At 74.1% G+C, this 25035-nt stretch carries 22 protein-coding genes; 15 read left to right on the plus strand and 7 right to left on the minus strand.

Annotation, left to right across the window (positions count from 1 at the left end):
• The first annotated feature begins 563 nt into the window (after window positions 1-563).
• Both OO47_RS08200 and OO47_RS08205 read left to right on the plus strand, forming a co-directional pair.
• The gene (locus OO47_RS08200) at window positions 564-2792 is read left to right on the plus strand and encodes a bifunctional serine/threonine-protein kinase/ABC transporter substrate-binding protein (RefSeq protein ID WP_030208868.1); all 2229 of its coding nucleotides are present in this window, start codon (window positions 564-566) and stop codon (window positions 2790-2792) included.
• A 6-nt stretch (window positions 2793-2798) separates the two neighbouring features.
• On the plus strand, window positions 2799-5024 hold the full coding sequence (locus OO47_RS08205; RefSeq protein WP_051715545.1) for a bifunctional serine/threonine-protein kinase/ABC transporter substrate-binding protein: 2226 nt from the start codon (window positions 2799-2801) through the stop codon (window positions 5022-5024).
• A 46-nt stretch (window positions 5025-5070) separates the two neighbouring features.
• Here OO47_RS08205 and OO47_RS08210 read toward each other — a convergent pair whose 3' ends face one another.
• The 5 genes from OO47_RS08210 to OO47_RS08230 all read right to left on the minus strand — a co-directional run bounded on the left by OO47_RS08210 (window position 5071) and on the right by OO47_RS08230 (window position 11950).
• The gene (locus OO47_RS08210; protein ID WP_051715548.1) at window positions 5071-6177 is read right to left on the minus strand and encodes a 2-oxoacid:ferredoxin oxidoreductase subunit beta; all 1107 of its coding nucleotides are present in this window, start codon (window positions 6175-6177) and stop codon (window positions 5071-5073) included.
• A complete protein-coding gene (locus tag OO47_RS08215) occupies window positions 6170-8107 on the minus strand; it encodes a 2-oxoacid:acceptor oxidoreductase subunit alpha (protein ID WP_030208874.1) in 1938 nt (645 codons plus the stop codon). The genes OO47_RS08210 and OO47_RS08215 overlap by 8 nt, the downstream gene beginning before the upstream one ends.
• Before the next feature lie 342 nt (window positions 8108-8449).
• Complete coding sequence (locus OO47_RS08220; protein WP_030208876.1) at window positions 8450-9109, minus strand: response regulator transcription factor; 660 nt, start codon at window positions 9107-9109, stop codon at window positions 8450-8452.
• Window positions 9110-9211: 102 nt separating this feature from the next.
• Window positions 9212-10471: a sensor histidine kinase gene (locus OO47_RS08225; RefSeq protein WP_030208879.1), complete on the minus strand. Its 1260-nt coding sequence runs from the start codon at window positions 10469-10471 to the stop codon at window positions 9212-9214.
• A 276-nt stretch (window positions 10472-10747) separates the two neighbouring features.
• The gene (locus OO47_RS08230; RefSeq protein WP_030208882.1) at window positions 10748-11950 is read right to left on the minus strand and encodes a sensor histidine kinase; all 1203 of its coding nucleotides are present in this window, start codon (window positions 11948-11950) and stop codon (window positions 10748-10750) included.
• A 153-nt stretch (window positions 11951-12103) separates the two neighbouring features.
• Here OO47_RS08230 and OO47_RS08235 point away from each other — a divergent pair, with 153 nt between their 5' ends.
• The 13 genes from OO47_RS08235 (at window position 12104) to OO47_RS08295 (ending at window position 23904) form a co-directional block, all read left to right on the plus strand.
• A complete protein-coding gene (locus OO47_RS08235) occupies window positions 12104-12532 on the plus strand; it encodes an NADH-quinone oxidoreductase subunit A (RefSeq protein WP_033208412.1) in 429 nt (142 codons plus the stop codon).
• Window positions 12523-13110: an NADH-quinone oxidoreductase subunit B gene (locus OO47_RS08240; RefSeq protein WP_030208887.1), complete on the plus strand. Its 588-nt coding sequence runs from the start codon at window positions 12523-12525 to the stop codon at window positions 13108-13110. Before OO47_RS08235 ends, OO47_RS08240 begins: the two co-directional genes overlap by 10 nt.
• Window positions 13107-14270 carry an NADH-quinone oxidoreductase subunit C gene (locus tag OO47_RS08245; RefSeq protein ID WP_033208415.1) on the plus strand — a complete coding sequence of 388 codons (1164 nt, stop codon included), beginning with the start codon at window positions 13107-13109 and terminating at the stop codon, window positions 14268-14270. The genes OO47_RS08240 and OO47_RS08245 overlap by 4 nt, the downstream gene beginning before the upstream one ends.
• On the plus strand, window positions 14267-15235 hold the full coding sequence (locus tag OO47_RS08250) for a complex I subunit 1/NuoH family protein (protein WP_030208894.1): 969 nt from the start codon (window positions 14267-14269) through the stop codon (window positions 15233-15235). Before OO47_RS08245 ends, OO47_RS08250 begins: the two co-directional genes overlap by 4 nt.
• Window positions 15235-15810, plus strand: a complete 576-nt coding sequence (locus OO47_RS08255; protein WP_030208897.1) for a NuoI/complex I 23 kDa subunit family protein — start codon at window positions 15235-15237, stop codon at window positions 15808-15810. Before OO47_RS08250 ends, OO47_RS08255 begins: the two co-directional genes overlap by 1 nt.
• Window positions 15811-15845: 35 nt before the next feature.
• Window positions 15846-16412, plus strand: a complete 567-nt coding sequence (locus OO47_RS08260; protein ID WP_030208900.1) for an NADH-quinone oxidoreductase subunit J family protein — start codon at window positions 15846-15848, stop codon at window positions 16410-16412.
• Window positions 16412-16816 (plus strand): NADH-quinone oxidoreductase subunit NuoK, encoded by a 405-nt coding sequence (gene nuoK, locus OO47_RS08265; protein ID WP_030208902.1) that lies wholly within the window; start codon window positions 16412-16414, stop codon window positions 16814-16816. Before OO47_RS08260 ends, nuoK begins: the two co-directional genes overlap by 1 nt.
• Window positions 16813-18807 carry an NADH-quinone oxidoreductase subunit 5 family protein gene (locus OO47_RS08270; RefSeq protein WP_030208905.1) on the plus strand — a complete coding sequence of 665 codons (1995 nt, stop codon included), beginning with the start codon at window positions 16813-16815 and terminating at the stop codon, window positions 18805-18807. Before nuoK ends, OO47_RS08270 begins: the two co-directional genes overlap by 4 nt.
• A gap of 27 nt (window positions 18808-18834) precedes the next feature.
• A complete protein-coding gene (locus OO47_RS08275; protein WP_030208908.1) occupies window positions 18835-20388 on the plus strand; it encodes a complex I subunit 4 family protein in 1554 nt (517 codons plus the stop codon).
• A complete protein-coding gene (locus tag OO47_RS08280) occupies window positions 20385-21998 on the plus strand; it encodes an NADH-quinone oxidoreductase subunit N (protein WP_033208423.1) in 1614 nt (537 codons plus the stop codon). Before OO47_RS08275 ends, OO47_RS08280 begins: the two co-directional genes overlap by 4 nt.
• Window positions 21999-22032: 34 nt before the next feature.
• Window positions 22033-22488, plus strand: coding sequence for a large conductance mechanosensitive channel protein MscL (gene mscL / locus OO47_RS08285; protein WP_030208911.1), 456 nt, complete (start codon window positions 22033-22035; stop codon window positions 22486-22488).
• A 148-nt stretch (window positions 22489-22636) separates the two neighbouring features.
• On the plus strand, window positions 22637-23500 hold the full coding sequence (gene htpX / locus OO47_RS08290; protein WP_030208914.1) for a zinc metalloprotease HtpX: 864 nt from the start codon (window positions 22637-22639) through the stop codon (window positions 23498-23500).
• On the plus strand, window positions 23497-23904 hold the full coding sequence (locus OO47_RS08295) for a YccF domain-containing protein (protein ID WP_030208916.1): 408 nt from the start codon (window positions 23497-23499) through the stop codon (window positions 23902-23904). The genes htpX and OO47_RS08295 overlap by 4 nt, the downstream gene beginning before the upstream one ends.
• On the opposite strand, the gene OO47_RS08300 is transcribed toward OO47_RS08295, so the two are convergent.
• Together OO47_RS08300 and OO47_RS08305 are read right to left on the minus strand one after the other, a co-directional pair.
• A complete protein-coding gene (locus OO47_RS08300) occupies window positions 23898-24536 on the minus strand; it encodes an alpha-ketoglutarate-dependent dioxygenase AlkB family protein (protein WP_030208919.1) in 639 nt (212 codons plus the stop codon). The two genes, OO47_RS08295 and OO47_RS08300, sit on opposite strands and share 7 nt — an antisense overlap.
• Complete coding sequence (locus OO47_RS08305; RefSeq protein WP_030208921.1) at window positions 24533-25030, minus strand: methylated-DNA--[protein]-cysteine S-methyltransferase; 498 nt, start codon at window positions 25028-25030, stop codon at window positions 24533-24535. The genes OO47_RS08300 and OO47_RS08305 overlap by 4 nt, the downstream gene beginning before the upstream one ends.
• Window positions 25031-25035 lie beyond the last annotated feature (5 nt).

The following is a 25035-nucleotide window of genomic DNA, read 5'->3' on the forward strand; positions in this document are numbered from 1 at the left end:
GCGCCGACCGCGCGCCGGAGGACGCCCGGGGGCCGGAAGCCGGCCGCGGGCCGCAGGGCGGCCGTGAGCCGGGGGACGGGGCCGGGCCCCGGGCGCCGCGCGACCCCCGGGTCGGCCCCCTGCCGGGCGTCCCGGCCCGGCCGGGCGCCAGGCGTCGGCCCCAGGGCGCGGCCCGGCCCGGGCCCGGCCACCAGGACCCGCCCGCCGCCGATCGGCGGAACCGGCCCGGCACCGGGGGCGAAGCCCCCGGCGAGACCCCGCCGGGGACGGAGCACCAGGAGCACCAGCCCCCGACCCCGTCCCAGCCCCCGGCAGGGGACCCGCCCGCGTACCCGCTCCGGCCCCCGGCAGAGGCGCCGGCGAGGGACCCGTACCCGCTCCAGCCTCCGGCAGGGAACCCGCCCCCGCCAGAGGACCCGTACCCGCTCCAGCCCCCCGCAGGGAGCCGGCCCCCGGCCGAGCCCCCGCTCCCCGCCCAGCCCCCGGCAGGGAACCCGCCCCCGGCAGGAAACCCGCCCCCGGCACAGGCGCCGGCAGGGGCGCCGGCAGGGAACCCCTCCCCCGTGAAGGCCGCTCCCGGCGACCTTCACCCCCTCCTCCCCTCCGACCCCTCCTCCCTCGCCGGTTACCGGCTGCTCGGGCGGCTCGGGGCCGGGGGCATGGGCGTCGTCTATCTGGGCCGTACCGCCAACGGCGAGCTCGCCGCCGTCAAGGTCACCCACGCCGACCAGGCCGACCAGCCCGACTTCCGGGCCCGGTTCCGCCGCGAGGTCGAGGCCGCCCGCCGGGTCTCCAGCCCCTGGGCCGTCCCCGTCACCGGCGCCGACCCGGACGCCCCCGAGCCCTGGATGGCCACCGCCTTCGTCGCCGGGCCCTCCCTCGGCGAGGCCGTCACCGCGCACGGCGCGCTGCCCGAGCGGAGCGTCCGGCTCCTCGGGTGGGCCGTCGCCCGCGCCCTCGCCGCCGTGCACGCGGCCGGACTCGTCCACCGGGACGTGAAACCGGGGAACGTCCTCCTCGCCGTCGACGGCCCCCGCCTCATCGACTTCGGCATCGCCCGCTCCACCGGCGAGACCGCCCTCACCGCCACCGACATGGTCGTCGGCACCCCCGGCTTCCTCGCCCCCGAGCAGGCCGAGGCCCGCGCCGACGCCATCGGCCCCGCCGCCGACGTCTTCGCCCTCGGCTGCCTCCTCGCGTACGCGGCGACCGGGCGCCCGCCCTTCGGCACCGGCACCCCGGACGCCCTCCTGTACCGGACCGTCCACGACGAACCCGACCTCACCGGCGTGCCCGAGGGGCTGCTCGACCCCGTCCGGGCCTGCCTCGCCAAGGACCCGGCCGCCCGCCCGACCGCCGCGGAGATCGGCGTACGGCTCGTCGAGGACGCCCCCGGCGACGCCGCGGAGTGGCTGCCCGCCCCCGTCGTCCGGACCATCGCCGAGCGCTCCGCCCGGATGCTCGCCCTGCCCGAGATCGACGCGACCGCGCCCGGCACCGGCCCGGCGGAGCCGCCGAAGCGCAGCAGGCGCGGCTTCCTGCTCCTCGCCTCCGGCGCCGCCGTCCTCGCCGCGGGCGGCGGAGCCCTCGCCGTCCGGTCGCTCCTCGGGGACGACGACGAGGGGGGCGACGGCAAGAACCCCCCGCCCCGCACCTCCTGGAAGATCGGCGTCCTCGCCGACCTCTCCGGCCCCGCCCGGGAGATCGGGCGGGCCCAGGAGCGCGGCGCCCGCCTCGCCGTCGAGCAGTTCAACGCCCGCGCGGACAAGCCGTTCGCCCTCGAAGTCGCGGTCTCCGACGACCGGGGCGACCGGCGCACCGCCCTCGAAGCGGCCCGCCGGCTCACCACCGACCCCGGCGTCGTCGCCGTCCTCGGCCCCACCTCGGACGACACCGGACAGGCCGCGCTCCCCGCCTTCGAGGAGGCCGGCCTCCCGCTGCTCACCACCTCCGCCGGGTTCAACCTCTTCACCCTGCGGGACGAGAAGAGCCCGCCCAACGTCACGGTCCTCCGGGCCGTCCCCAACCACCCCATGGGCGGCACGTACCTCGCGTACACCGTCACGCTCCTGCCCACCATCAGGAAGCCCGGAGTCCTCCAGGAGCGCACCGACGACCAGTACAGCTGGCTCCTCGTGCGCGGCGTCCAGTTCGGCTTCGGACAGGCGAAGATCACCCCGCTCTACCGGGTCGTGCCCGCCCGCGCCCGGGACTACCGCCGGATCCTCGGCGAGATGATCGACGCGGGCATGGACGCGTACGTGCACTGCGGGGTCCGCGGGACCGCCGTCCTCGCCGCCCGCGCCCTCCTCGAACTCGGCTTCACCGGACCCCGGTTCGGCGGCCAGCACCCCTTCGGGCCCGCCTTCCTGAAGGAGGCCGGGCCCGCCGCCGAGAACTGGTTCTTCGGCGCGCCCGTCCTCGACCCCCTGACCCGCGAGAAGGACACCAAGATCAAGACGGAGGAGCGGCAGAAGGCCGTCGCGTTCGTCGCCGCGCACCGCAAGCGCTACGGCGCCCCTCCCGCGTACTACACGGGCGAGTCGTACGACGTCGTCAACATGGTCCTGGACCAGCTCGCCCGGAACGCGAAGGCCGGCCGGCCACCGGCCCGCAAGGGCCTCTGGGCGCAGCTCCGGGCGAAGGAGTACACGGGCGCCATGGGCGGCTACTCCTTCGACAAGTACGGCGACCTCGCCGGCGTCGGCACGTTCGTGCACGGCGTGCAGAACGGCGCCTACAAGTCGCTCGGCGTCGCGCCCCCCGCCCCGCAGAACCGGCCGAAGGCCTGACCGCCCGTGCAGCCGCTCCGCAGGGCCGACCCGTCCTCGATCGCCGGCCACCGGCTCCTCGGCCGCCTCGGCGCCGGCGGCATGGGCGTGGTCTACCTCGCCCGCACCGCCGGCGGGACGCTCGCCGCGCTGAAGATCGTCCGCGCCGAGCACGCCGCCGACCCCGGCTTCCGGGAGCGGTTCCGCCGCGAGGCCCGGATCGCCGGGCGGATCACCGGCCGCTGGGTGGTCCGCGTCCTCGGCGCCGACCCGGAGGCCCGGGAGCCGTGGCTGGCGACCGAGTTCGTCCCCGGGCCCTCGCTCGCCGAGGCCGTCGGGCTGCACGGCGCCCTGCCCGAGCCGACCGTACGGGCCCTGGGCGCCCGGCTCGCCGCCGCGCTCGCCGACGTGCACGCGGCGGGCCTCGTCCACCGGGACGTGAAACCGGGCAACGTCCTCCTGGCCCTCGACGGCCCCCGCCTCATCGACTTCGGCATCGCCCGCTCCGCCGGGGCCACCGCGCTGACCGCCACGGACGCGATGATCGGCACCCCCGGCTTCCTCGCCCCCGAGCAGGCCCGCGTCGGCACCGCGGACGAGGTCGGCCCGGCCGCCGACGTCTTCTCGCTCGGCTGCGTCCTCGCGTACGCCCTCACCGGGGAACGCCCCTTCGGTACGGGCGCGGTGGCCGCCGTCGTCTACCGCACCGTCCACGAGGAACCGGACCTCCGCGAGGTCCCGGACACGCTCCTGCCCCTGGTCGCGGCCTGCCTGGCCAAGGACCCGGCGGCCCGCCCCACGGCCGCGCGGGTGCGGGCCGCCCTCGGGGAGGCCGAAGGCCCGGCGGGGGACTGGCTGCCGCCCGGCCTGCCCGCGCTCATCGCGCAGCGCTCCTCGCGCGTCCTCGACCTGCCCGTACCCGAACCGACCCTGCTCGCGGCCCCCGAACCCGCCACGGGCGCCTCGCGCCGCCGCGTCCTGGCGGCCGGCTCGGCGCTGGCCGTCGCCGGGGCGGGCGGCCTGACCGCCTGGCTCCTCGGCCGCACCTCCGCCGGGAAGGGCGCGGGCACGGAAACGGGCAAGGGCGCCGCCCTCCCCTCGTACACGATCGGCCTCCTCACCGATCTGAGCGGCCCCACCGCGGCGGCCGGGCGGGCGCAGGAGCGCGGCGCCCGGCTGGCCGTGGAGACCTTCAACGCCCGCCCGGACCGGGCCTTCGACGTGGTCCTGCGGGCGATGGACGACGGCGGGCAGGGGCCCCGCGCCGCGGCCGCCGCCCGCGCCCTGCTCGAGGACGGGAGGCTCGTCGGCGTCGTCGGCCCGACGACCGTCCCGAGCGTGGTCGCCGCCGTGGCCGAACTCGTCGACCGCTCCGTCCCCCTGGTCAGCGTGCTCGCCGCCGTCCCGAACGGCACCACGCTGGAGGGCCAGACCACCAAGCGCACCTACTTCGAACCCCGCCCCTCCCCGGACTCGATGATCGTCCCGTTCGCGCGCTACCTCTCCGAGCGCGAGGTCGTCCGCACCGCCGTCGTGGAGGACCGCGACGGCGGCCGGTCCACCTGGTTCGCGGTCAACAGCCTCAGGAAGACCCCGCCCTCGCAGGCCCGGGGCGGGACGGCGACCGCACACCCCGTCGAGGCGGACAGCGAGGACTTCGCCTCCGCCGTACGGGCCGCCCTCGCGACGGACCCGCAGGGCGTGATGTACGTGGGGACCTCGCCGCGCCGGGCCGCCCTCTGCGCGAGGGCCCTGCGCGACCGGGGCTTCCGGGGCCCCTGCGGCAGCGTCGAGCAGCCCTTCACGCGGGAGTTCACCGACCTCGCGGGCCCGGCGGCCGAGGGCTGGTACTTCGGCACGTCCCACGTCGACCCGGACGGCCTCCCGAAGGCGAGGGACTTCGCCGCCGCGTACCGCAGGCGCTGGGGGCTGCCGGGCACCACCCCCGTCGATCCGTACGCCACGGAGGCGTACGACGCCGTCAACTGGACGCTCCAGGCGCTCGGCACGACGGTCGGGAACCACGCGGAGTCGGTGGCGTCCGGAGTGGCGAACGCCCTGCGGCAGACCCCGTACAAGGGTCTCGCCAAGACGTACTCCTCGGCGGGCCGGGAGAGCGTCGCCGCGAGCCTCGTCGGGCTCTTCCTCTGGCAGGTGAGGAACGGGGAGCCGCACTTCCTGGGGGAGTTCGCGGACGCGGCGGTGGCGGAGGCGAGGAGGACGGGGAAGACGGGGGCGGCGGGGACGACGTGAGGGAGGGCGGGCCCGTGAGGACCCGCCCCCGCCCCGTGCCGGTACGTCAGCCGACGACGGTCCAGGTGTCGTTGCCGGCGAGGAGCCGGGCGAGGTCGCCCTTGCCGTGCTGCTCCACGGCCGCGTCCAGCTGCTCGGCCATGAGGGTGTCGTAGACCGGGCGCTCCGCCGCCCGGAAGACGCCGATGGGGGTGTGGTGGAGGGTGTGGGGGTCGGCGAGGCGGGAGAGGGCGAAGGCGGTGGTGGGGGTGGCGGCGCGGGCGTCGTGGACGAGGACGTCGCCCTCGTTGGCGGGCGTCACCTCCACGATCTCCAGGTCGCCGGTGGCCGGGTTCCGGACGACCCCCTTGGCGAGGTCGGTGCCGAAGCGGATCGGCCGCCCGTGCTCCAGGCGGATGACGGCCTCCTGGGCCCGCTCCCTGTCCTTGAGGGTGTCGAAGGCCCCGTCGTTGAAGATGTTGCAGTTCTGGTAGATCTCCACCAGCGCCGTGCCGTCGTGGTCGGCGGCCTGCCGCAGGACCTCGGTGAGGTGCTTGCGGTCGGAGTCGACCGTGCGGGCCACGAAGGTGGCCTCGGCGCCGAGCGCGAGGGAGACCGGGTTGAAGGGCGCGTCCAGGGAGCCCATGGGGGTGGACTTGGTGATCTTGCCCGTCTCGCTGGTGGGGGAGTACTGGCCCTTGGTCAGGCCGTAGATCCGGTTGTTGAAGAGCAGGATCTTCAGGTTGACGTTGCGGCGCAGGGCGTGGATGAGGTGGTTCCCGCCGATGGACAGCGCGTCGCCGTCACCGGTGACGACCCAGACCGACAGGTCGCGGCGCGAGGTGGCCAGACCGGTGGCGATGGCGGGGGCCCGGCCGTGGATGGAGTGCATCCCGTAGGTGTTCATGTAGTACGGGAAGCGGGAGGAGCAGCCGATGCCGGAGACGAAGACGATGTTCTCCCGGGCCAGGCCGAGTTCGGGCATGAAGCCCTGGACGGCGGCCAGGACGGCGTAGTCGCCGCAGCCGGGGCACCAGCGCACCTCCTGGTCGGACTTGAAGTCCTTCATCGACTGGACGGCCTCGGCCTTCGGCACCAGGCTCAGGAGCGATTCCGTGCGCCCGGGCTCCGTGTGCTCGGGTCCTGTGTGCTCAAGCTCCTCGTGCTCAGGCATCGATGGCCTCCTTGAGGACGGCGGCGAGCTGTTCGGCCTTGAACGGCATGCCGTTGACCTGGGTGTGGCTGCGCGCGTCGACCAGGTACTCCGCCCGCAGCAGGGTGGCGAGCTGGCCGAGGTTCATCTCGGCGACGACGACCTTCTCGTAGCCCTTGAGGACGTCTCCGAGGTTGCGGGGGAAGGGGTTGAGGTGGCGCAGGTGGGCCCGGGCGACGTGCCCGCCCTCCCGGCGGATCCGCCGCACCGCCGCCGTGATCGGCCCGTACGTCGAACCCCAGCCCAGCACCAGCGTGCGGGCCCCGTCCGGGTCGTCCACGTCCAGGTCCGGGACGTCGATGCCGTCGACCTTGGCCTGGCGGACGCGGACCATGAAGTCGTGGTTGGCCGGGTCGTAGGAGATGTTCCCCGTCCCGTCCTGCTTCTCGATCCCGCCGATGCGGTGTTCGAGGCCCGGGGTGCCGGGGACGGCCCAGGGGCGGGCCAGGGTCTCCGGGTCGCGCTTGTAGGGCCAGAACACGTCCGTGCCGTCGGCCAGGGTGTGGTTCGGGCCGGTGGCGAACGCGGTCCGCAGGTCCGGGAGTTCCCCGGTGTCGGGGACGCGCCAGGGTTCGGAGCCGTTGGCGAGGTAGCCGTCGGAGAGCAGGAAGACCGGGGTGCGGTAGGCCAGCGCGATCCGGGCCGCCTCCAGGGCCGCGTCGAAGCAGTCCGCCGGGGTCCTCGGCGCCACGACGGGGACGGGCGCCTCGCCGTTGCGGCCGTACATCGCCTGGAGCAGGTCGGCCTGCTCGGTCTTGGTCGGCAGGCCGGTCGAAGGGCCGCCGCGCTGGATGTCCACGATCAGCAGCGGCAGCTCCAGGGAGACCGCCAGGCCGATCGTCTCGCTCTTGAGCGCCACCCCGGGGCCGGAGGTGGTCGTCACGGCCAGCGAGCCGCCGAAGGCCGCGCCCAGCGCGGCTCCGATGCCCGCGATCTCGTCCTCGGCCTGGAAGGTGCGGACGCCGAAGTTCTTGTGCTTCGAGAGCTCGTGCAGGATGTCCGAGGCCGGGGTGATCGGGTACGAGCCCAGGTACAGCGGCAGGTCGGCCTGGCGGGCGGCGGCGATCAGCCCGTACGACAGGGCCAGGTTCCCCGAGATGTTCCGGTACGTGCCCGCCGGGAACGCCGCCGTCGCCGGGGCGACCTCGTAGGAGACGGCGAAGTCCTCGGTGGTCTCCCCGAAGTTCCAGCCGGCCCGGAACGCGGCCACGTTCGCCTCGGCGATCTCCGGCTTCCTCGCGAACTTGCGGCGCAGGAACGCCTCGGTGCCCTCGGTCGGCCGGTGGTACATCCACGACAGCAGCCCGAGCGCGAACATGTTCTTCGACCGCTCGGCCTCCTTGCGCGGCAGCCCGAAGTCCTTCAGCGCCTCCAGGGTCAGCGTCGTCAGGGGCACCGGATGCACCCGGTACCCCTCCAGGGAGCCGTCCTCCAGCGGCGAGACCGCGTACCCGACCTTCGCCATCGCCCGCTTGGCGAACTCGTCGGTGTTCACGATCACCTCGCCGCCGCGCGGCACGTCGGCGATGTTCGCCTTCAGCGCGGCCGGGTTCATCGCCACCAGTACGTCCGGCGCGTCGCCCGGGGTGAGGATGTCGTGGTCGGCGAAGTGCAGCTGGAACGAGGAGACGCCCGGCAGGGTCCCGGCGGGCGCCCGGATCTCGGCCGGGAAGTTCGGCAGCGTCGACAGGTCGTTCCCGAACGACGCCGTCTCCGAGGTGAAGCGGTCACCCGTGAGCTGCATGCCGTCGCCCGAGTCGCCCGCGAAGCGGATGATCACCCGATCGAGGCGGCGGACCTCCTTCGCGTCGCCGTCGTGGGACACGGCCGGGGCGCCTCTCTGCTCCCCGAGCAGGGCCTCGCCGGCCTCGCTGCTGACCTGGCTGGTCACTGAACTGGACCTCCCTCGTGGCAAGGGGAACTCTCCGCCGGAGGCGGGGAGGGGCTCGCGGCGCGGTCGGCCGATCACCGTCCGTCCCGCTGCCCACCCTACGACGGCGAGGTCGGGTCTCCCCGGACTTCTTGCATCATGGACCGCTTTTCGGAAACGTTCTGTCAGGTTTCGTCACGCCGTGTCGCCGCCCGAAGTGTTGCGGAAGGTCGGATTCCGGCCTTTCTGTCGCTTCAGGGCCCCTCAAGGCCTCTCAAGGCTCCTCCGGGCCCCCAGGACTCCTCAAGGTCCCCCAAGACCATGCAAGACCCCCCAGGACTCCTCGGAAGTGGCCGGGACCGGTCAGGACCTCAAGTACGTCAACACGGCGAGCACCCGTCGATGGTCGCCGTCACTCGGCGAGAGCCCCAGCTTCAGGAAGATGTTGCTGATGTGCTTCTCCACCGCGCCATCGCTCACGACCAGCGCCTTCGCGATCGCCGAGTTCGTCCGCCCCTCCGCCATCAGGCCCAGGACCTCCCGCTCGCGCGGGGTCAGGTTCGCCAGGACGTCCTGCTGCCGGCTGCGGCCGAGGAGCTGCTGCACGACCTCCGGGTCCAGGGCCGTGCCGCCCCCGGCGACCCGCACGACCGCGTCCACGAACTCGCGGACCTCCGCGACCCGGTCCTTCAGGAGGTAGCCCACGCCCCGGCTGGAACCGGCCAGGAGTTCGGTGGCGTACTGCTCCTCCACGTACTGCGACAGGACGAGGACCCCGAGCCCCGGGTGGTCCCCGCGCAGCCGCACCGCCGCCCGCACCCCCTCGTCCGTGTGCGTCGGCGGCATCCGCACGTCCGCCACCACCACGTCCGGCAGCGCCCCCTCGGCCGCGAGCTTCCCCACCGTCTCCACCAGGGCCTCGCCGTCACCGACCTTGGCGACGACCTCGTGCCCCAGGTCGGTCAGGAGCCGGGTCAGCCCCTCCCGGAGCAGTACCGAGTCCTCGGCGATGACCACCCGCACCCGCTCCGCCACGTTCCGCTCTCCCACGCCCCACAGCCCCCGTGATCCGGTCGTCCGGTCTTCCGTCGGAGCCCAGCATCGCACCCGGCGCCGGTGAGGGGCCTACGCGCGCCAGGGCAGTTCGACCGTCACCGTCGTCGGCCCGCCCGCCGGCGAGTCCACGGCGAGCACCCCGTCCACCGCCCCGACCCGCTCGGAGAGCGCCGCCAGGCTCCGCCCGGCCGCCGCCTCCGCGCCGCCGGCGCCGTCGTCCCGGACCTGGACCATCAGCCGGTCCGCCGTCCGCCACACCTCCACCCAGGCGCGCCGCGCCCGCGCGTGCTCGGTGACGTTCCGCAGGAGCTCCGAGACCGTGAAGTACGCGATGCCCTCGATCGCCGGGACCGGCCGCGCCGGCAGGTCCACGTCCACCGACACCGGGACCGCGCAGCGCGAGGCCACCGCCGACAGGGCCGCGTCCAGGCCCCGGTCGGTGAGGACGGCCGGGTGGATGCCCCGGGCCAGGTCCCGCAGCTCCTGGAGCGCGAGCTTCACCTCGCCGTGCGCCTCCTCCACCAGGGCCGCCGCCGCCTCCGGGTCCTGCGCCAGCCTCTCCTTCGCCAGGCCCAGGTCCATGGCGAGCGCCGACAGCCGGGCCTGCGCGCCGTCGTGCAGCGCCCGCTCGATGCGCCGCAGGTCGGCGGCGGCGGTGTCCACGAGCACGCCCCGGTCCGACTCCAGCTCCGTCACGCGCGAGGCCGGCCGGGACGGGCCGAGCAGCCCGGCCACCAGGAACCGGTCCACGGCGACGAACCCGCGCAGCAGCCACGGCCCGACCATCACGAACAGCAGGCCGACCAGGCTCGTCACCGCGATCTCGAAGGGCGAGTCCAGGTAGAGGCCGTGCGTCCCGTCGCCGTACAGCTGGATCCCGTCCTGCCCGACGTACGCGGGGAACGTCCACTGCCACAGCGGGTACGTGAGGAGGCCCCAGCCCCACCCCCAGAACGCCACCGTCACCGAGAAGGAGAACACCGCCCACGGCATGTGCACGAACGCGTAGAGCAGGTGCCGCCAGGACGCCCCGCTCTTCAGCACGGCCCCCATCCACGAGAACGGCCCGCCGGTCCGGCCGCGCACCGGCTCCGGCGCCGCCACGTCGAGGCCGAGCAGCGCCCGCGCCCGGGCCCGCTCGACGACGCCGAAGCCCCGGCACAGGGCGAGCGCCCCGGCCAGGACCGGCACGCCGAGGAAGGTGACGAGCAGCCCGGCGCCGGCCGAGACGAGGGAGACGGAGAGCGCGAACCAGCAGACGCTCAGCGGGAGGCCGATCAGGACGTACCCGAAGGCGCGCCAGGTGCGGCCCTCGAACGGCGCGCGGATCGCGGCGGGGGGGGCGGGGGGAGGGCATGGCGAACGTCCTTCTCTGCGGGTGGGCGGGGTCCGTCGGCGGCGCGACGCGGGGCGGTACGTGGTCCAGGATTCCGTTCCGGCGGGTGCCGGACCATGAGGGAGGTCGGCGTCTGCGGGCGGGGGTTTTCCCCACCTCGGAACCTGGGGCCGGGCCCCGGGACCCGGGCCTGGGGGCCCGGGCCTCGGGTTCCCGGGCTTGGCCCGGCCCCCGGCCCCGGCCCTTCCGCCCGCCCCCCCGGGTGGCGGCTACCGCGCGCCCGCGCCCCGCCCCCGCCACGGCAGCTCCGCCGTGACCGTCGTCGGGCCGCCCGCCGGGGAGTCCAGGACCAGGACGCCGTCGACCGCGCCGAGGCGCTCCCCGAGCCCGGCGAGCCCCGTGCCGCCGCCGAGGCGCGCCCCGCCGGTGCCGTCGTCCCGGACCTGGAGCATCAGCCGGTCGCCCGCCCGCCACACCTCCACGGAGGCGGACCGGGCGCGGGAGTGCTTGGAGACGTTCTGGAGCAGCTCCGAGACCGTGAAGTACGCGATGCCCTCGATCGCCTCCGCCGGCCGCTCGGCCAGGTCGACGTCGACCCGCACCGGCACCGTGCAGCGCGCGGAGACCGAGGACAGGGCCGCGCCGAGCCCCCGGTCGGTGAGGACGGCCGGGTGGATGCCCCGGGCCAGGTCCCGCAGCTCCTGGAGCGCGAGCTTCACCTCGCCGTGCGCCTCGTCCACCATCGCGGCGGCCGCCTCCGGGTCGTCCAGGAGCTTCTCCTTGGCCAGGCCGAGCCCCATCGCGAGGGCGACGAGCCGGGCCTGCGCGCCGTCGTGCAGGTCGCGCTCGATGCGCCGCAGGTCGGCGGCGGCGGTGTCCACGACCACGCCCCGGTCCGTCTCCAGCTCGGCGATCCGCCGCTCCAGCTCGTCGGAGGGCGAGAGCAGCCCCCGGACCATCCCCCGGTCGGCGCTCGCGAGCAGCCGCGACGCGAAGGGCAGCAGGGGCCAGAGGACGAGGAGGGAGACCAGGGTGACCGTGAACGTCAGGATGCCCCAGGGCAGCCGGATCAGCCCGTACAGCTGGGTCCGCCAGGCCACCGGGTCCTTCAGCGCGGACCAGAGCCAGTCGAGGAAGCCGTCGTGCCGGGGCAGCGGGGACGGCTCCCGGACCGCGACGCCGAGCAGGCCCCGGGCCCGCGCCCGCTCCGACCGGCCGAGCAGCCGGGCGCCGCCGAGGCCGAGGGCGAGCAGCGGCAGGCCGACCACGGTGACCGAGAGGCCCACGCCGAGCAGCACGCTCACCACCGCGTAGACGAAGCCGACCAGCGTCGTGACCAGGTTGGAGAGGAGGAAGGCGACCGCCTTCCAGGTCTCCTTGCCGTAGGCGGTGCGGGGACGCGCCGTCGTGCCGGAGGGGGCGGCGGCGGAACCCGTGGAAGGGGCGGCGGCGGAGTCGTGATCGGCACTCATGGGCCCCAGGGTGCCCGGCGCGCCTCCCGCGCCGCCATGGGGGAGGTGGGCCGGTGGGAGAGGGGGTTAACCCCACCGGAACCGGCCACCGCGACTGCTTACGGTCCCTTTAGCAGGGCCTAGACTCGCGTGCGTACAGAACAGAAGTGACCCATGGGACACCTGGAGCGAGGGGCGGACGTGCGGGAACCGACCGTTGTCGCGGCCGACGCGGCGGACTACTTCCAGACGTACTCCGTCGTCGGCCTGCTCGCCGTCGTCGGCGTGCTCTTCGTCGCCGTGGCGTTCGGCGCCGGCCGGCTGCTCCGGCCCGTCGTGCCGACGCCCGAGAAGCTCCTCACGTACGAGTGCGGTGTCGATCCCGTGGGGGAGGGCTGGGCGCACACCCAGGTGCGCTACTACGTGTACGCCTTCCTCTACGTGATCTTCGCCGTCGACTCGATCTTCCTCTTCCCCTGGGCGACGGTCTTCGCCGCGCCCGGCTACGGCGCCACGACCCTGGTCGAGATGTTCGTCTTCCTCGGCTTCCTGGCCGTGGGGCTGCTCTACGCGTACAAGAAGGGCGTCCTGGCATGGACGTAACACCCGAAACCGGATCCGGCCCCGTGGCCCTGCCCGCCCCGAAACTGGGGACGCTCGCCCGCCTGGCCCCGGAGCCGATGAAGGTGGTCCTCAACTGGGGCCGCCGCTACAGCCTGTGGGTCTTCAACTTCGGACTCGCCTGCTGCGCGATCGAGTTCATCGCCGCGTCGATGGCCCGGCACGACTTCATCCGCCTCGGCGTGATCCCCTTCGCGCCCGGCCCGCGCCAGGCCGACCTGATGATCGTCTCGGGCACGGTGACGGACAAGATGGCACCGGCCGTGAAGCGCCTCTACGAGCAGATGCCCGAACCGAAGTACGTCATCTCCTTCGGCGCCTGCTCCAACTGCGGCGGCCCGTACTGGGACTCGTACTCGGTGACGAAGGGCGTCGACCAGATCATCCCGGTCGACGTGTACGTGCCGGGGTGCCCGCCCCGGCCGGAGGCGCTGCTCCAGGGCATCCTCAAGCTCCAGGAGAAGATCGCGCGGGAGAACCTGGCGGAGCGGTACGGCCGGTCCGCGTCGGTGCCGGAGCTGACGAGCCCGCTGACGCCCCCGCCGGGAGGCACGGCATGAGCACGTACGGCGATCTCCCCGAGTCGGTGACGGAGGTCTTCGGCGAGGAGGCGACGGCGGAGCGGGCGTACGACCTGCTGACGGTCGACGTGCCGCCGGCCTCCTGGACCACCGCCCTGACCACGGCCCGCGACGAGCTGGGCTGCACCTACTTCGACTGGCTGAGCGCGGTCGACGAGCCGGGCACGGGGATCCGGGTCTGCGCCCACGTGGTGGCGCTCGGGGAGGGCGGCCCGCGCCGCCTCCTCGTCCGCACGACGGTTCCGCACTCCGCCCCCGTCCTCCCCACGGCGGTGGAGGTGTACGCGGGCGCGGGCTGGCACGAGCGCGAGACCCACGAGATGTTCGGCGTGGACTTCACGGGCCACCCGAACCCGGCGCCGCTCCTCCTCCCCGAGAACTTCGAGGGCCACCCGCTGCGCAAGGACTTCGTCCTCGCGGCCCGGGTCGCCAAGGCGTGGCCGGGCGCGAAGGAACCGGGCGAGTCCCACGACGGCGGCGCTCCCAAGCGGCGCCAGATGCTCCCGCCGGGCGTCCCGGACCCCAACGAGTGGGGCCCCCTCAAGGGCCAGCTCCCCCCGGCCCCCACCCGACCCGAACGCCCGGCCCGCCGCACCCGCACGACGACGGACACCACTCCGACGCCTTCACCCCGCCGCACCCGCACGGCCTCGGAGGACCCGGCGAGCCAGGAGACGCCGGCGGCCCCGCCCCGCCGCATGCGCTCGGCGTCGGACGGCTCGGCGAGCCAGGACCCGGCGGCCCCGCCCCGTCGCATGCGCTCGGCGTCGGACGGCTCGGTGAGCCAGACGGCGGGGGATCAGACGGCCCCCCGGCGTACCCGCAGCTCGGACGCCCCCTGGCACCACGCCCGCCCCGCCTTCGACGAGGAACCCGAGGCCCCGGCGGAGCCGGACACCGCACCGGCCCCGCAGGTGGCCCCGGCAACTCCGGCGGAGCCGGACACCGCCACCGAGCCGGACACTGCCGCCAAACCGGACACCGCCACCGAGCCGGCCGCCCCGGCCGAGCCCGGCACGGACGCCGAGCCCGGCAAGGACGCCGAGCCCGGCAAGGACGCCGAGCCCGGCAAGGAAAAGCCCACCGCCCCGGACACCGACTCCGACCCCACCCACCCCGCCGGAGGCGATCCCGCGTGAACGACGTACTCGACGTCGCCCTCCGGCTCCTCGTCGTCTTCGCCGTCTTCCTCGTGCTGCCCCTCGTCGTCGGCCAGACCGAGCACAAGGTCATGGCCCACATGCAGGGCCGCCTCGGCCCCATGTACGCCGGCGGCTTCCACGGCTGGGCCCAGCTCGTCGCCGACGGCGTGAAGTTCGCGCAGAAGGAGGACGTGGTCCCGAAGGACGCCGACCGGCGGGTCTTCCAGCTCGCGCCGGCCGTCGCCCTCCTCCCGTACCTCCTCGTCCTCGTCGCGATCCCGGTCGGCCCGGGCGAGGGGGCCGTCGGCCAGGTCGTCGACGCGGGGATCTTCTTCGTGCTCGCCGTGATGGGCGTCGGCGTCCTCGGCAGCCTCATGGCCGGCTGGGCGTCCGCGAACAAGTTCTCGCTGCTCGGCGGCCTGCGGACCGCCGCCCAGCTCCTCGCGTACGAGCTCCCGATGCTCCTCGCCGCCGCCTCCGTCGCGATGGCCGCCGGCACCGTCTCCCTCCCCGGCATCCTGAACGCCTTCGAGTGGTGGTGGCTGCCCTGGCAGATCGTCGGCGCGCTGGTCTTCTTCGTGGCCGGCCTCGCCGAACTCCAGCGGCCCCCGTTCGACATGCCGGTCGCGGACTCCGAGATCATCTTCGGCGCGTACACCGAGTACACCGGCCTCCGCTTCGCGCTCTTCCTGCTCGCCGAGTACGCCGGCATCGTCGTCCTCTGCGGCCTCACCACCGTCCTCTTCCTCGGCGGCTGGCACGGCCCCCTCGGCGCCGACGGCCTCGGCTGGGTCTGGACCCTCCTGAAGACCGCCGTCCTCGCCTTCGTCGTCATCTGGCTGCGGGTCAGCTACCCGCGCCTGCGCGAGGACCAGCTCCAGCGCCTCGCCTGGACGACGCTCGTCCCGCTCGCCCTCGCGCAGATCGCGCTCACCGGCATCGTGAAGGTGGCGATCAACTAATGGCCCCTCTTCTCCCGCCCTCCCGACCCGGCATCCCCGGCTCCGGCCTCGCCAAGGGCCTCGCCGTCACCCTCCGCACGATGACGCGGCGCTCGCACACCGCGCAGTACCCCGACGTGCAGCCCGAACTCCCGCCCCGCACCCGCGGGGTCATCGGCCTGTTCGAGGAGAACTGCACGGTCTGCATGCTCTGCGCCCGCGAGTGCCCCGACTGGTGCATCTACATCGACTCCCACAAGGAGACGGTGCCGCCCGCCGCCCCCGGCGGCCGCGAGCGCAGCCGGAACGTCCTCGACCGGTTCGCCATCGACTTCGCGCTCTGCATGTACTGCGGCATCTGCATCGAGGTGTGCCCCTTCGACGCGCTGTTCTGGTCGCCCGAGTTCGAGTACGCGGAGACCGACATCCACGAGCTGACGCACGAACGCGACAAGCTCCGCGAGTGGATGTGGACGGTCCCGGAGCCGCCCGCGCTCGACCCGCGCGCGGAGGAGCCGAAGGAGATCGCCGCCGCCCGCAAGGCGGCGGAGAAGGCCGCGGCGGCAGCGGCGGCGGCCGAGGGGGAACAGCGGTGATCCTGACAACAGCACAGGCAGCACAGGCAGCACAGGTGGCACAGACGGCACAGGCGGCACAGGCGGCACAGGAACACGGCTTCCTCTCGCCCACCGGCGTCGAGATCGCCTTCCTCCTCGTCGGCCTCGTCACCCTCGGCGCCGCCGTCGTCACCGTCACCACCCGCCAACTGGTGCACGCCGCCCTCTGGCTGGTCGTGGCCCTCGGCGGCCTCGCCGTCGAGTACCTGCTCCTGACCGCCGAGTTCATCGCCTGGGTCCAGGTGCTGATCTACGTCGGCTCCGTCGTCGTCCTCCTCCTCTTCGGCCTCATGCTCACCAAGGCCCCCATCGGCCGCTCCCCGGACACCGACTCGGCCAACCGCCCGGTCGCCCTCGCCGTGGCCCTGGCCGCCGCGGCCGCGCTCGTCTGGGTGGTCGTCGACGCGTTCCGCACGACCTGGATCGACCTCGACGGGGCCGTCCAGGGCTCCACCGAGGTGACCGGTTCGATCCTCTTCCGGCACTGGGTGCTGCCCTTCGAGGCGCTGTCCGTGCTCCTCCTGGCCGCCCTGGTCGGCGCCATCGTGCTCTCCCGGAAGAAGAAGGAGGGGGAGCGCTGATGCACCTCGCCTACCCCGCCGTCCTCGCCGCCCTCCTCTTCTGCACCGGCCTCTACGGCGTCCTCGCCCGCCGCAACGCCATCCTCGTCCTGATGTCCGTCGAGCTGATGCTCAACGCCGTCAACCTCAACCTCGTCGCCTTCGACGTCTGGCTCCGCGACGCCCTCCACGCCGGGCAGGCCCTCACCCTCTTCACCATCGCCGTCGCCGCCGCGGAGATCGGCATCGGCCTCGCGATCGTCCTGATGGTCCACCGCAACCGCGGCACCTCGGACGTCGACCGCCTCCGCGAGACGGCGGAGCACCCGCACGAGGACCCGGACACGGACCCGCACGAGGACCCGGACACGGCCCCGCACGCCCACGCGGGCCCGCACGACGAGAAGGCCGAGGCCGCCGCGTGACCACGACCACCCTCGCCGTCCTCGTCCCCCTCCTCCCCTTCCTCGGCGCCGCCGCCGGGCTCCTCCTCGGCCGCACCGCCCCCGGCTTCGTCCGCCCCCTCGCCGTCCTCCCGACCCTCGCCGCCGCCGTCCTGGCCGTGCTCGTGGCGGTCCGGCAGGGCGGCGGGAAGGCGATCGACGCCGCCACCCAGCTCACCCCCACCGGCTCGGTCCCGATCGACCTGGCCCTGCACGTCGACGGCTTCGCCGCCCTCGTCGCCGTCCTCGTCGGGGTCGTCGCGACCTGCGTGCAGGTCTACTCGACCGGCTACCTCCGCGAGGACCCCCGCTACCCCTCGTACGCCGCGCTCGTCTCCCTCTTCACCGCCGCGATGCTCCTCGTCGTCTACTCCGGCGACCTGATGGTGCTCCTGGTCGGCTGGGAGGTCATGGGCATCTGCTCGTACTTCCTCGTCGGCCACTACTGGGAGACCCCCGAGGCCCGGTCCGCCTCCCTCAAGGCCTTCCTCGTCACCAAGCTCGGCGACGTCCCCTTCCTCATCGGACTCTTCGCGCTCGCCGTCGACGCCGGCACCTTCCGGATCACCGGGGTCCTCGGCGCCGTCGCGACCGGCGGCCTCGACCACCCCACCCCGATCGCGCTGCTGCTGCTCGCCGGCGTCGCGGGCAAGTCCGCCCAGTTCCCGCTGCACACCTGGCTCCCGGACGCCATGGCCGGCCCCACCCCCGTCTCCGCGCTCATCCACGCCGCGACGATGGTCGCCGCCGGCATCTACTTCACGGCCCGGCTGCTCCCCGTCTTCGCGGCCTCCGCCGCCGCGATGACCGTCCTCGCCGTGATGGCCGCGATCACCATGGTCGGCTCGGCGCTCGCCGCGCTCGCCCAGGACGACATCAAGCGGGTCCTGGCATACTCGACGATCGGCCAGCTCGGCTACATGGCCGGCGCCCTCGCCGTCGGCGACCGGGGCGCCGCCGTCTTCCACCTCCTCTCGCACGCCGCCTTCAAGGCGCTCCTCTTCCTCGCCGCCGGCGCGGTCATCCACGCCGCCGGTACGAACTCGCTCACCGCCATGTCCCGCATGAGCGGCCTCGCCCGGCGGGTCCCGGACGCGTACTGGACGACGACCGTCGCCCTCCTCGCGCTCGCCGCGATCCCGCCCTTCGCCGGCTTCTTCTCCAAGGAGGCCGTCCTGGTGGCCGCCGAGCACACCGCGCTCGGGGACCGGACCGTCGCCCCCGCCGGGGCCGGCTGGACCGTCCTCGTCGCGGGCCTCCTGACCGCCCTCCTCACCGCCGCCTACGCCCTCCGCCTCTGGCTGCGCGCCTTCCGCGGCCGGGGCGCCGAAGCCCCGGACCACGGCCGTCAGCCGATCGCCATGACGAGCGTCCTGTGGGTGCTCGCCGTCCCCTCCCTCGGCTTCGGCCTGACCGTCCGCCACCTCCCCGACTGGTTCGACGGGCACGACCTCGCCCCGACCCTCGTCACCACCGTCCTCGGCACCGGCCTCGCCGTCGCCGGGGCCGCCGTCACCTACGCCGTCTGGCGCACCCTCGCCGTCCGGGCCCTCACCGCCCCGGCGGCCGCCGCCGTCCCCACCCCGCACGTCGCCCACCCGGACGCCGACGCGGGCCTGGTCGAGGCCGAGGCGCTGCACCTGCCGCACCCCGCCGAAGACCCGGCCGACCCCGGCCGCGCCCTCCTCGGGCCGCTGCACCGCCCCGCCGCCGACGGCTTCCACCTGGACGCCGCCTACCGGGCCGCCTTCGTCCGCCCCGTACGCGCCGCCGCCTCCCTGGTCCGCTTCCTGGACCGCGAGGTCGTCGACACCTACGTCCGGGGCGCCGCCGGCTCCGCCAAGGGCCTGGGGTGGCTCGTCCGCCGCGCCCAGACCGGCAACGTCCAGACCTATCTGAGCGCCCTGCTCGCCGGCTCCGTCGTCCTGGCGATCGCCGCAGTCGCCCTCGCCAACGCCGTCGCCGGAGCGTGAGCCGTGATCGATATCAGCGAATCCGTGATGCAGTTCCTTCTGGCGTTGATCGTCGCCGGACCGCTCCTCGGCGCCGCCGCAGCCCTCCTCCCGGCCCTGCCGGGGCTGAAGGGGAAGTCACCCGACCAGGCCGTCCTGCGCCACGGCGTCACCGTCACCGGCGCGATCCTGCTCGCCACCCTCGTCCTCGCGGCCGGCTTCGACCACGACCACCCGTCGAGGATGCAGGCCACGACGGACATCAGCTGGATCAGGGCACTGGACGTGCGCATCCACCTCGGTGTCGACGGCATCTCCCTCCCCCTCCTGGTCCTGACCGCGCTCCTGTGCTTCCTCTGCGCGCTCCACAGTTACTTCAAGCCCCCGGCCGGCCCCGCCCCCAAGGCCTTCGTCGCCCTCCTGCTCCTCCTGGAGTCCGGCACCCTCGCCACCTTCGCCGTCCTCGACCTCGTCCTGTTCTTCCTGGCCTTCGAGACGGTCCTCATCCCGATGTACTTCCTCATCGCCCGCTGGGGCGGCGAGGGCAGGCGCGCCGCCGCCACCAAGTTCGTCCTCTACACGCTCCTCGGCTCCGTCGTCATGCTGCTCGGACTCCTCCTCATCGGTGTGAAGTCGGGCACATTCGACATGGTGGCACTCGCCACTGACAACGGCCGCGGACTGACCGCGTCCGTGCAGGTCATCGCCGTTCTCGCGATCGGGATCGGGCTCGCCGTGAAGACCCCGATGTGGCCGCTGCACAGCTGGCTCCCGGACGCCCACACCGCCGCCCCCACCGTCGGCTCCGTCCTCCTCGCCGGCGTCCTGCTCAAGATGGGCACGTACGGCTTCGTCCGGATCGTCCTGCCGATCGCGCCCGACGGCATGCGGACCTTCGCCCCGTACCTCGCCGCCTTCGCCGTCGCCGGGATCGTCTACGGATCGCTCGCCTGTCTCGCCCTCGCGCGCCCCGGCGCCAAGGGCGACCTCAAGCGCCTCATCGCGTACTCCTCCGTCGGCCACATGGGCTTCGTGCTCCTCGGCATCGCCAGCATGACCCCCACCGGGGTCAACGGCGCCCTCTTCGCCAACGTCGCCCACGGCCTCGTCACCGGCCTGCTCTTCTTCCTGGTCGGCGCGGTCAAGGACCGATACGGCACCGCCGACCTCGACACCCTCGCCGGAGCCACCGGCGCCGCCCTCTACGGCCGCGCCCCCCGCCTCGGCGCCCTCCTCGCCTTCGCCGCCGTCGCCTCCCTCGGCCTGCCCGGCCTCGCCGGCTTCTGGGGCGAGATGCTGGCCCTCTTCGGCGCCTTCGACCCGGCCGAGGGCCTCAGCCGCCCCGCCTTCCTCGCCTTCACGGCGATCGGCGCCTTCGGCACCCTGCTCACCGCCGCGTACCTCCTGATCGTCGTCCGCCGCGTCTGCATGGGCGGCCCCCGGCCCGCCGGGGAGGCCCCGATCCCCGACGTCCAGGGGTACGAGTTCGCCGCCTGGACCCCGCTCGTCGCCCTCACCGTCCTCGCCGGACTCTGGCCCGCCGTCCTCCTCGGCCTCACCGACCCGGCCGTCCAGAAGCTCCTCGCCGGAGGCACCCAGTGACGTCGCAGCTCGTCCAGTCCGTCGACTGGCTCACGATCGCGCCCCCCGTCCTCACGGCCGCGGTCGCCCTCGCCGTCCTCGTCGCCGACCTCTTCGTCCCGCCGGAGCGCAAGCGGCTCCTCGGCTGGACCGCGATCGCCGGCCTCACCGCCGCCCTCGCCCTCCTCGTCCCCCTGCGGGCCGGCGACCGCTCCACCTTCTGCCTCACCCCCGACACCCGGGTCACGGCCTGCAGCTACACCGCCGACCACTTCACCCTGGTCGTCCAGCTCCTCGTCCTCGGCGGAGCGCTCCTCACCGCGCTGCTCTCCCTGGACGAGACCCGCGAGAGGCTCCCGGCCAGCGGAAAGCCGTCGCCCCGCGAGCCCCTCCCGGCCGGCGAGTACTGGTTCCTGCTGCTCTCCTCCGCCGCCGGAGCCGCCCTGCTGCCCGCCTCCCGGGACCTCGCGACCCTCGTCGTCGCCCTGGAGGTGGCCTCCCTGCCCGCCTTCGCGCTCGTCGGCCTCAGGCGCGGCGACCGCAGGTCCGGCGAGGCCGCCCTCAAGTTCTTCCTCTCCTCCGTCACCGCGACCGCCGTCACCCTGCTCGGCGCGAGCTTCGTGTACGCGGCGACCGGCACCCTCCACCTCACGGAGATCGCCCAGCGCCTCGACGAGGTCCCCGGGCAGCTCCAGACCCTCGCCGAGGCGGGCGTCGCCCTCACCCTCGTCGGCTTCGCCTTCAAGACGGCCGCCGTCCCCTTCCACTTCTGGGTCCCCGACACCTACGTCGGCGCCCCGCTGCCCGTCGCCGCCTACCTCTCCGTGGTCGGCAAGGCGGTCGGCTTCACCGGCCTGATCCTGGTGGCCGTCGTCGCCTTCCCCTCGTACGCGGACGTGTGGGGCCCGGCGCTCGCCGTGCTCGCCGCGCTCACCATGACCGCCGGGAACGTCGCCGCCCTGCGCCAGTCCTCCACGCGCGCGTGGAGCGCGGTCCGGCTCCTCGCCTGGTCCTCCGTGGCCCAGGCCGGCTACCTCCTGGTGCCGATCGCGGCCGCCGCGTACTCCAGCGACGACCAGATCGGCGCCACCGTCGCGTACGCCCTGATGTACGCCGTCGTGAACCTCGGCGCCTTCGCGGTCGTCGTGCTCGTCGCGCGCGCGCGTCCCCGGAACCGGATCGAGGACTACCGGGGCCTGTACGCGGCGAGCCCCGCCGCCGCCCTCGCGCTCGCCTTCTTCCTCCTGAATCTGGCCGGTTTGCCCCCGGGTATCATCGGCCTCTTCGCCAAGGTGACCGTCTTCTCGGCGGCCGTCGACGCGGGCCTGGGCTGGCTGGCCGTGGTCATGGCGCTCAACGTCGTGATCGCGCTGTACTACTACCTCCGCTGGACGGCCCTGCTCTTCCGCACCCCGGAAGGAGCGCCGGAGGAGGCGCCGGGAGAGGTCCCGGCGGGAGCGCGGGGAGAAGCCCCGGCAGCGGTCCCGGAAGGCGCCGGGAAGGGCAGCGCCGCCCTCCACCGCCCCTCCGCGCCGGTCACCCTGGCGATCGCGCTGACCGCCGCGGCCGGAGCCGTCCTGTCGGGCTACCCGCAGTTCGCCCTCCGCTTCGCGACGACGACGCTCTTCTGACCCCCACCCGAGCAGAACCCAGGAGCAGGACCCCGTGCTGAACGGATTCAAGGACTTCATACTTCGCGGGAACGTCATCTCGATGGCCATCGGTCTGGCCGTCGGAACGGCGTTCACCTCCGTCGTCACGGGCTTCAGCAAGGCCTTCATCACCCCGCTCATCGGCCTCGCCACCGGCTCCGTCGGCAACTTCAACGACGCGACGTTCCACGTCGGCCGGACCGTCTTCCCCTACGGCCTGGCCATCTCCGCGACCATCGCCTTCGTCATCACCGCCGCGGTCCTCTACTTCCTGATCGTCGTCCCCATGACGAAGATCCAGCACAGGTTCGCCAAGGAGGAGGCGGCCGACCCCAAGTCGGAGAAGCGCGACTGCCCCCACTGCTACAGCGAGATCCCGGCCATCGCCTCCCGCTGCGCCTTCTGCACCGGAGAGGTCGAGCCCGTCGGCACCCTCCTGGAGAAGGTCGAGGTCCCGGCGCCCCGCTGACCACCCGGACGGCCCACGGCGGCCCCCCGGCGCGGCCGGGGGAACCCGAGCCTCCCGCCTGGCGTTGACCAGTACGGGAGGGTCCACTGGGGGAGTGGACCACCACGCAGAAAAGGGTTCCCCTGCCGCACCACCTGGAGGGCGTACCGTGCACCGCCGGCACAACGGGCTGAGGACCGCCGTACTCCTCGGAGGGCTCTCGGCCCTCATCATCGTCATCGGCAGCTTCTTCGGGCGTACGGGACTGATCGTCGCGCTCGTCGTGGCGCTCGGCACCAACGCGTACGCGTACTGGAACAGCGACAAGCTGGCGCTGCGGGCCATGCGCGCCCGCCCGGTCAGCGAGTTCGAGGCGCCCGCGCTCTACCGGATGGTGCGCGAGCTCTCCACGCAGGCGCGCCAGCCCATGCCCCGGCTCTACATCTCGCCCACCCAGGCGCCCAACGCCTTCGCCACCGGCCGCAACCCGCGCAACGCCGCCGTCTGCTGCACCGAGGGCATCCTCACCCTCCTGGACGAGCGCGAGCTGCGCGGGGTCATCGGGCACGAGCTGAGCCACGTCTACAACCGGGACATCCTGATCTCCTCGGTCGCCGGCGCGCTCGCCTCCGTGATCATGTTCCTGGTGAACTTCGCCTGGCTGATCCCCGTCGGCCGCTCCAACGACGACGACGGCCCCGGCCTCCTCGGCTATCTCCTGATCCTGATCCTCGGCCCGGTCGCGGCCTCGGTCATCCAGCTGGCCATCTCCCGCTCCCGGGAGTACGAGGCCGACGCCTCCGGCGCCCAGCTCACCGGCGACCCGCTCGCCCTGGCGGGCGCCCTGCGGAAGCTGGAGGCGGGCACCAAGCAGCTGCCGCTGCCGCCCGAGCCCCGGATCGAGACCGCGAGCCACATGATGATCGCGAACCCGTTCCGGCCCGGCCAGGGCCTCTCCAAGATGTTCTCCACCCACCCGCCGATGGCCGAACGCATCGCCCGGCTCGAACAGATGGCAGGTCGACGCCCGTGAAGACGATCCTGAACGTCATTTGGCTGATCCTGTGCGGCTTCTGGATGTTCCTCGGCTACATGCTCGCGGGACTCCTGCTCTGCATCACGATCATCGGCATCCCCTTCGGGCTCGCCGCCTTCCGCATCGGCCTCTACGCCCTGTGGCCCTTCGGCAAGACGGTCGTCGACCGCCGCGACGCGGGCGCGCCCTCCTGCGTGGGCAACGTCCTGTGGCTGATCCTCGCCGGCTGGTGGCTGGCCCTCGGCCACATCACCACGGGCATCGCCCTCTGCCTCACGATCATCGGCATCCCGCTGGGCATCGCGAACTTCAAGCTGATCCCGGTCTCGCTGCTGCCGCTCGGCAAGGAGATCGTCTCCACGGACCGTGCCGCGGGCGTCCACGTCCCGCAGGGCTACTGACCGGACCGCGGGATCCCGGTCTCCCGCAGGGTGATGTTGAGCCGCCCCCGCAACCCGAGACCGGGCTCGGCGGTCCCGGGAAACACCCGGGGCACCCCGTGGTGCGCCCACCGCGAGGGCCCGCCGAAGACGAACAGGTCCCCGGAGACCAGCTCGACGTCCCGGTAGGGCCGCCCCCGGCCCTCCGCGTTCCCGAACCGGAACACGCACCGGTCCCCGAGGCTCAGCGACACCACCGGCGCGCTCGAACGCTCCTCCCGGTCCTGGTGCATCCCCATCCGCGCCTCGGGCGCGTAGAAGTTCACCAGCGCGGTGTCGGGCGCGAAACCGCCGTGCTCCCCGTACGCCTCGGCGACGGCCTCCCGCCCGAGCGAAACCAGCCACTCGGGCAGTGGCACCCCCACGGCGTCGAGATACCGATACGGCACCCACTGCCGCCCCAGACACAGCGACCGCACCGACATGACGCCCCCGCCCGGCAGCACGGTCCGCCGGTACGGGAAGGGCCCGCGCCCCCACTCCCGGCAGGCGTCCACCAGCTCCCGCTGCCGCGAGAACGGGAGCCACGCGGGCACGTGCACGGCCCCGGGAGCCACGAGGACCCGGTCCCGCGGAAAGAGCCCCTCACTCACACCAGGGCCCCCTCCAGGCCCAGCAGCCGCTCCTTGCGCTCGACCCCGGCGGCGTACCCGCGCAGGGCCCCGTCGGCCCCGATCACCCGGTGACAGGGCCGCACCACGAGCAGCGGATTGCGCCCGATCGCGGTCCCCACGGCCCGCACCCCGGCCCCGGCCGAACCGACCCGCCGGGCGATCTCCCCGTACGAGACGGTGGAGCCGTACGGCACCTCTTCGAGGGCCCGCCAGACCCGCCGCTGGAACTCCGTCCCGGCACCGTCGTCGCAGGGCAGCTCGAACCGCTCCCGCTCCCCGGCGAAGTACTCCCCCAACTGCCCGGCGGCCTCCTCGAAGGCCCCGGGGGCGAGCGTCCACCCGTCCTCGACCGCGACGGCCCCCTTCTGCCCCGGCAGGGACAGCGAGCGCAACACGGCACGACCCCCCGGCGCGAGCCGCCCGACGAGCAGCATCGCCCCCAGGGGGCCGTCGACGTACGCGTACACGGTCATGACTG

It is taken from the genome of Streptomyces bikiniensis (assembly GCF_000716625.1).
Classification (GTDB): Bacteria; Actinomycetota; Actinomycetes; order Streptomycetales; family Streptomycetaceae; genus Streptomyces; species Streptomyces bikiniensis.